The following is a 7,759-nucleotide window of genomic DNA, read 5'->3' on the forward strand; positions in this document are numbered from 1 at the left end:
GACCCTATCCGGCGCTCCTGGCGCAGCTCGTGAAACTCTCGATCGTCCCGAAGCATGTCGTCGAAAAGGTCGGCAAGGACGCCTTCAACCTCAAGCCTGTCGGCAGCGGTCCTTACAAGTTCGAGGATTGGCAGCGTGGCGTCCAGGTGACGTTGAGCGCCAATGGCGGCTATTGGGGTAAAAAGGCTCCATTCCCAGCCGCCGTTTTCCGCGCCGTGCCCGATGCCGCAACGCGCGTCGCCAATCTTCAGGCCGGCACGAGCGATCTCGCCGTCACGCTCGATTCGGACCTCGCCGCGCAGCTGAAGTCTTCGCCGAAGGCAAAGGTTCTCTCCGTGCTTACGGAGCGCGTCGCCTATTTGGCCATGAACGTACAGAAATCTCCTGTCGACGATCTGAAGATTCGTCAGGCCGTCGCGTACGCCATCGACAAGAACGGCCTCGTCGACGGCATTCTCGGCGGCTACGACAAGGTCCTGCCGATCCTGCTGTCGCCCGCCCATGTCGGCTGGGTGGATGGCATTTCGGCGCTTCCTTACGATCCCGGCAAGGCGAAGGCACTCATCGCGGAGGCGGGTGCAAAGGCCAAGCAGCCGATCTCGCTCCTGACGGCTCCCGTTTATGATCAGAGGGTCGTCCAGGCGATCCAGCAAATGCTGACGGAGGCGGGTCTGACGGTAAAGATCGAAATGACGGACATGGCAAGCTGGCTGAAGCAGATGCAAAGCGGTCCCGAATCGATCCCGCAGATGGCGTTCAGCCGCTGGTCCTGTGCGTGCCAGGATKCGGACGGCGTGCTGTTCCCGATCCTCCATTCGTCGAGCGGATGGGCAAACGCCAAGGATCCGAAAATCGAGAGCCTTCTCGAAGATGCGCGGCAGACTCTGGACCAGGGAAAGCGACTGGCGTCCTATCGGGGCGTTCACGAGCGTCTCGCGCAGGACTTGTTCGTCGTACCCCTTTATCAGGTCGGAATCGTCTATGGCGCTGCGAAGGGGTTGGAGTGGCAGCCGACCCCGAACGAGAGCATGTTCCTCAATCGCATGTCCTGGAAAGATTGATCGGGTAGGTCGGGCACCGTGAAACGATTCCTCGCAAGGAGATTGTGGCAGGTCATCGGCACCGCCTTCGGTGTGATAACGCTGATCTTCTTCCTCCAGCATCTCACGGGCGACCCGACCTATCTGCTTGTTCCGGAAACCGCGACGAAGGCCGATATCGAAGCCTTGCGAAAGACGCTCGGCTTCGACCGTCCCCTCATCGTGCAGTACTTCGCTTTCCTCAAGCAGCTCGCAAGCTTCGACCTCGGGCGTTCGCTCGTCCAGAACGTGCCGGTGTCGACGATCATCGCCTCGCGGCTTCCTTACACATTGCAATTGKCTGGCGGCGCGCTCCTCGTCGCCTGCGGCATCGGCATCCCGGTCGGCATAGCACTCGCGCTCTTTCGCAAGAGCCCCATTGCAAGTTTCCTCTCCAGTTTCGTTCTCGCCGCGCAGAGCATGCCAACCTTCTGGAGCGGCATCCTGCTCATCATGATCTTCGCCGTGAATCTCGGCTGGCTGCCGCCTTCGTCCACAGGCGGCGTGCAGCATCTCATCATGCCGTCCTTTGCGCTCGGTCTCTTGAGCATGGCGACATTCGCCCGCATCACGCGCACGGCTCTTCTCGACGAGCTCTCGAAAGATTATGTGCGAACCGCCCGGTCTCGGGGCGTTCCGACGGGTCGATTGTTGCTGCGGCACCTTGCGCGCAATGCCTCCATTCCCGTCATCACCGTGGCGTCGCTCGAGATTTCAAATCTGCTCGCCGGCGCCGTGATCGTGGAAACCGTATTCGCGTGGCCTGGGCTTGGTCAGGTCACGGTGCAATCGATTCTGGCGCGGGATTTTCTGGTCGTGCAAGGCGTCGTCCTCCTTGGCGCTTTCGTCACGATCGCCCTCAATCTGCTGGCGGATATTCTCTATAGCGCGGTCGATCCGCGGATCAGGCTCGATGGAGCGCGCGGATGACCACGAGCGCTCTTGCCGATAGGCCCGTGTCGATCCTTCACCGTACCCGCAGGGGATTGGGTCGATGGCTGCCTGTTGCGATCATCACGCTCTTCGTCGTCGCTGCTGTCTTCGCGCCTTTGATTGCGCCCTATGACCCAAATGCACAAAACCTTCTGGCGCGCCTGAAAGCGCCGGGAACTGTATCGCGCAACGTCTATTACATGCTGGGCAGCGATGAACTGGGGCGGGACTTGCTCAGCCGCTTGATCTATGGCGCACGGGTTTCGCTCTTCGTCGCATTCGCTTCGGTGATCCTCTCGGGCGCCGCCGGCGTGATGCTCGGCATGCTGGCAGGCTATCTTCGCGGGTGGGTCGAAATCGCGATCATGCGCCTGGTCGATGTCTTTCTGTCCATTCCGGCCATCTTGCTTGCGATCATTATCGTTGCTGTTCTCGGTCCGGGCCTCATCAACGTGATCATCGTTCTCGCGCTCACCCGTTGGCCGCGCTATGCGCGTATCGCCTACGGTCAAACCCTCGGCGTTTCRACGATGCCGTATGTGCGACTGGCGACCTTCATGGGCGCGTCCCCGATCCGCATTCTGTTTCGCCATATTCTCCCGAATATCATCGGCGCCGTGACTGTCGTCGCGACTCTCGAATTCGGTCTTATGGTGCTGTTCGAAGCCGGGCTCTCCTTTCTCGGCCTGGGCGTCCAGCCACCGACGGCCAGCTGGGGCGCGACATTGAGCACGGGCAGAAATTACCTTGCCACGGCCTGGTGGATCGCGACCTTCCCAGGATTGTGCCTCTTCCTTCTCGTTCTTGCGGTGAATCTCTACGGCGATGATCTGCGGGATCGCTTCGACCCCCGTTCACAATGAGGATGACATGGATTTCTTTTCTGATCTCGCAGGCAAGCGAGTCGTCGTCACGGGGGCCTGTGGCATCGTCGGTCGCTGGATCGCGGAGGYTTTCCGGGCGGCCGGCTCGGAACTTTGTCTGACCGATCTGCGGGACACGGAGCTTCAATCGCTTGCAACTGAGCTTGGACTCGCCGGCGGCAGTTTCACCAAGGCCGCGGACCTGACGGACGAAACCTCGATCAAGGGTCTTCTGTCGGCGGTCGAGGAGCGCTGGGGCGCTGCTGACGTGCTGGTGAACAATGCCGGCATATATCCGAGCGGATTCCTCCTCGACATCAGCACGGCGGAGTTCGACCAGATCTTCTCCATCAACCTTCGCGCGCCCTTCCTGCTCAGCAAGGGCTTCGCCCGGCAGATGATCGCAAAGAACGTGAAGGGATCCGTCATCAACATCTCGTCGGGAGCATCCCGAAAGATGCGCCGGACGGTCGTTCCCTATTGCACATCGAAGACGGCGCTTGACCGCTTGACGAAGGGCTTTGCCATCGAACTCGCCGAGTTCGGGATCCGCGTGAACGCGCTGGAGCCTGGATTCGCCGCTGGCAGCACCGTCAGCAATCTCACCGACGAACACGTCGCCAATACGATCGCGGCGATTCCGCTCGGGCGACCGTCGTCGCCTGAGGATGTCGCGAATGGCCTTCTTTATCTGGCGAGCGATGCGTCGTCCTACGTCACCGGTGCGACGCTCACCATCGATGGCGGAAACTCCATCGGGTCGCTCGCGGTACACCAGGCAAAGAAGAACCCGCTTTGAGAGACGCCATCATGACCTCGACACTCAGCCGATCCTCGCCCTGGCCACGCTACGAATGGCCGGAAGGGCACCAGAGCGCGTTCTGCTTCACCGTCGATGTGGACGCGGAATCCCCTCTCCTCTGGAATTTGCGGGAAGCGAACGATTCGCGACTCATCGGGCAGTACGAGCAGCGTCTGTTCGGTCCACGAACGGGCATCTGGCGCCTGCTCGATCTTTTGGATCGCTTCGGCATCAAGGGAAGCTTCTATGTCCCGGGCGGTGTCGCGGAAAACCATCCCGATCTACTTCCGGCTTTCGTCGCGCGCGGACATGAAATCGGTCTGCACGGATATTTTCACGAGATCGTTTCGCAAGTCTCGGATGAGGAATTCAGCAGCGCACTCGCGGCGTCGCTTGACATTTTCCGCAAGCAAGTCGGCATCGTGCCCGCGGGCTTCCGCTCTCCCGCTTGGGAAATGACGCCGCACATGCTGACCCAACTCGCTGCGCATGGTCTGTACGACAGTTCGCTTTCTGGGTTCGACCATCCGTACACGATGGGCGACGTCGTCGAGATTCCTGTGCAATGGGCCATCGATGACGCGGTCTATTTCAAGTTCGTGGGTGGAGGCGCCGATTCCTGGGCTCCCTCGGCGACCGGGCCCGTCCTCGATAGCTGGCTCGACGAATGGAACATGCTGCATGCGGACGGCGGCCTCCTGATGCTGACCGTTCACGACTGGATTTCCGGACGGGCCCACCGCATCCGCATGCTGGAAAAGCTCTTGGAACGCGTCACGTCGACGCCAGGCGCTTGGGTGACGACCGTTGGAGAGATCGCGAAGTACCACGCGGGGTCGGTCAACAAGGATCGCTTCGTCGTACCCGTTCGCACCCCGCCGAACATCGCGGCACGTCGATTTGGAAACAAGGGCTGATGCAGACGTTCACCGTTCACAAACCCGAAATCCATTCGCGCCACGGGATGGTTGCTGCCCAGAACCGTTACGCGGCCGAAGCGGGCGCCGCCGTTCTGTCCCGCGGCGGCAATGCCATGGATGCCGCCGTTGTGACGGCCCTGGTTTTGAGTGTCGTCGAGCCCTGGCTGTCGGGTATCGGCGGCGGCGGTTTTCTGTTGCATGCGGATGGCACAACCGGGACCGTCGACACGCTCGATTTCAACGTGACGGCACCGGCAAATCTGGACGCCTCCGAATATCCGCTCGCCAAGAACAAAACGGGCAACTGGTTCGACTGGCCGACCGTCGAGGACGACCGCAACGTGATCGGTTATTCGTCAATCTGCGTGCCTGGCGCGGTCGCGGGACTTGCCGAGGCCCTCCGACGTTTCGGCAGTATCAGCTGGCAAGACGCGTTGCAGCCGGCGATCGAGCATGCGGAACGCGGGCTTGAAGTCGACTGGTTCGCCTCGCTTTCCCTCGCCGTGGAGGCGTCGTCACTCGCAAAATTTCCAGCGACTGCCGAGATCTTTCTCGACGACGGTCGAGCACCGAGCGCAGGCGATCGAAAAGCTCCCCGCTATCGACCCATGCCTGCCAAAGCGAGGCTCTTGAGACGCCTTGCGAAGGCGGGCGCGCGCGACTTTTATGAAGGCGAGGTTGCCCGCCTGATCGCGCAGGATCTCGCCGGCGGCGGTTCGAGCATCGTGGCGGACGATCTCGCTGTCTATCAGCCACGCTGGAACGACCCCGCCAAAGGGACGTATGGTGGCGTGGAGATCAACGCCATTCCCGGTCTCAGCGGAGGTCCGAGTTTTCTCGACGCTGCGCAGCGTCTGTCCGCAATGAACCTGTCCCGTTCCGCCGCACCCGCCGATGCGGCGCTCGCCTACGCGACGGCCATCAGGGAAGCTTACGAGCGCCGCCTGACGACGATGGGGCATGGTGCTACACCCGAAGCAGGATGCACGACGCATGTGAGCGTCGTCGATGCTGCCGGCAACATGGTCTCGCTGACGAACACCCTGCTTTCGCGGTTCGGATCCAAGGTCGTTCTCCCACAAGCGGGCATGTTGATGAACAACGGCGTCATGTGGTTCGACCCACGGCCGAGCCAGCCGAACTCGATCGCCGCCGGCGTGAGACCTTTGGCGAACATGTGCCCGCTCATCCTGCGAAAGGACGGCAAACCGATGCTCGCCATCGGTGCAGCCGGAGGCAGGACGATTTTTCCGACCGTCCTCCAGATTCTTTCCTACGTCCTCGATTTCGGCCTGACACTGGAGGAGGCTTTCCACCGTCCTCGCGTCGATGCGAGCACGCCGGTCATCAAGATCAATGCGCAGGCTGATCCCGCCATTATCGGGCGCGTCGGCACGGCATTTCCGGTCGAGATCGTCGAGGACACGCTCTATCCGGTGAATTTCGCCATCCCCTCGGCCGTCATGCGAAGGGATGGCGAGAATATCGGCATGGCGCATCCGACGAGTCCGTGGGCCGCAGTCGCCGTCGGGTCTCCGGCATGACGACTGATCTCCGAGTGCAAGACGAACGGGCGCTTCTGTCGATCGAACACCTTCGGGTTCGGATCGCCGGGGTCGACGTGGTCGACGACGTCTCGCTCTCGGCACGGCAAGGCAGCATTCTCGCCATCGTCGGCGAAAGCGGTTGCGGCAAAAGCCTGACGGCGCTTTCTGTTCTCAGGCTTCTGCCGGAAGCGGCGCGCTTTGCAGGAGGAGAAATTTTCCTCGAAGGCACTCGGATTTCGGCACTCGACGAAAAAGCGCTGCAGGACGTGCGGGGAAATCTGGCGTCGATCATCTTTCAAGAACCGATCGCCTCACTCAACCCGCTCATGCGTGTCGGGGCGCAGGTGGAAGAGGCACTCACTCTGCATCGCGGCGTATCGGGGGCGGAGGCGTATCGCCAAGCTGTCGACATGCTCGCACAGGTCGGAATTCCAGACGCCGAGCGCCGCGCCGCGCAGTTCCCGTTCGAATTGTCGGGCGGCATGTGCCAGCGCGTAATGATTGCGGCTGCGCTGATCTGCCGGCCCCGCCTGCTCATCGCCGACGAGCCGACGACGGCTCTCGACGTGACCATCCAGGCGCAGATTCTCGACCTCATGAAGCGCCTGCGCGATGAAGTCGGCACCACCATCGTCATCATTACGCATGACATGGGTGTCGTGGCCGAAATGGCCGACGACGTAGCCGTCATGTATGGCGGACGCGTCGTCGAGCAGGGGCCCATCGATCCGATTTTCGACGCGYCTGCCCATCCGTATACGCGCTTATTGCTTGCCACCGTGCCGAAGCTGCAAGGCGATCGAAAGAGCCTCCTGCGAACCATACAAGGAATGGTGCCAAGCGCCGACGCCTGGCCGCAGGGGTGTCGTTTTCGCACCCGCTGCCCATTGGCGAGCGATATCTGCCAAACGAGGCCGCCCCTTGCACCGGTCGACTCCGCCGGTCACATGACGGCTTGCTGGCATTCCGATCGCGTCGGGGAGATCGCATGATGACCGCATCTGCCCCACTCCTCAGCGTCAGAGATTTGCGCGTCCATTTTCCTGTGCGAGACGCACCGGGGACGGTGGTCAAAGCCGTCGACGGAATTTCGTTCGATATCGCTGCCGGACAGACCGTGGCCCTTGTCGGCGAGAGTGGCTGCGGCAAGTCGACGACGGCTTATGCCATCATCGGCTTTGAGCGCATCACGTCTGGGAATGTCGCCTTCGCGGGACAGGACATCACTCATCTCGACAAACCTTCGAGACGGGCGCTCGCAGGCGAAATGCAGATCGTTTTCCAGGACCCGAGCGCCGCGCTCAATCCGAAAATGACGATTAGCGACAGCATTGCCGAACCACTCGTCATCGAAGGTCGATCCCGCGCGGATCGACAGCGGCGAGTTGCCGAACTCCTCGATCTCGTGGGGCTGCCGGCGGCCTACAAGGATCGTCTCCCCAACGCTCTTTCCGGCGGACAACGGCAACGCGTCGTCATCGCGCGGGCGCTGGCCCTATCGCCTAAACTCCTCGTTCTCGACGAGCCGGTTTCGGCTCTCGACGTCTCGATCCGATCCCAGATTCTGAATCTTCTGATGGAACTGCAGCGAGAACTCGGCCTGTCCTACCTGTTC

The 7,759-nt window shown here is 61.5% G+C and carries 8 protein-coding genes; all 8 read left to right on the forward strand.

Translation table 11 applies throughout. The features are described 5' to 3' along the window. Window positions 1–1,061, forward strand: a 1,061-nt coding sequence (locus tag AC1DT3_RS07995) for an ABC transporter substrate-binding protein (RefSeq protein ID WP_477464721.1), incomplete at its 5' end; no start/stop codon positions are given. 18 nt (window positions 1,062–1,079) lie between these two features. Further along, entirely contained in the window at window positions 1,080–2,009 is a 930-nt protein-coding gene (locus AC1DT3_RS08000; protein ID WP_477464722.1) for an ABC transporter permease, read from the forward strand. Next, window positions 2,006–2,875: an ABC transporter permease gene (locus AC1DT3_RS08005; protein WP_477464723.1), complete on the forward strand. Its 870-nt coding sequence runs from the start codon at window positions 2,006–2,008 to the stop codon at window positions 2,873–2,875. Before AC1DT3_RS08000 ends, AC1DT3_RS08005 begins: the two co-directional genes overlap by 4 nt. A 7-nt stretch (window positions 2,876–2,882) precedes the next feature. Next, on the forward strand, window positions 2,883–3,674 hold the full coding sequence (locus AC1DT3_RS08010; RefSeq protein ID WP_477464724.1) for an SDR family NAD(P)-dependent oxidoreductase: 792 nt from the start codon (window positions 2,883–2,885) through the stop codon (window positions 3,672–3,674). Between the two features lie 11 nt (window positions 3,675–3,685). After that, entirely contained in the window at window positions 3,686–4,594 is a 909-nt protein-coding gene (locus AC1DT3_RS08015; RefSeq protein WP_477464725.1) for a polysaccharide deacetylase family protein, read from the forward strand. Continuing rightward, window positions 4,594–6,141, forward strand: coding sequence for a gamma-glutamyltransferase family protein (locus AC1DT3_RS08020; RefSeq protein WP_477464726.1), 1,548 nt, complete (start codon window positions 4,594–4,596; stop codon window positions 6,139–6,141). The genes AC1DT3_RS08015 and AC1DT3_RS08020 overlap by 1 nt, the downstream gene beginning before the upstream one ends. Next, complete coding sequence (locus AC1DT3_RS08025; RefSeq protein WP_477464727.1) at window positions 6,138–7,136, forward strand: ABC transporter ATP-binding protein; 999 nt, start codon at window positions 6,138–6,140, stop codon at window positions 7,134–7,136. Before AC1DT3_RS08020 ends, AC1DT3_RS08025 begins: the two co-directional genes overlap by 4 nt. After that, on the forward strand, window positions 7,133–7,759 hold a 627-nt coding region (locus tag AC1DT3_RS08030; RefSeq protein WP_477464728.1), incomplete at its 3' end, for an ATP-binding cassette domain-containing protein. The genes AC1DT3_RS08025 and AC1DT3_RS08030, both read left to right, overlap by 4 nt.

Source organism: Microvirga sp. P4_G7, assembly GCF_056401005.1.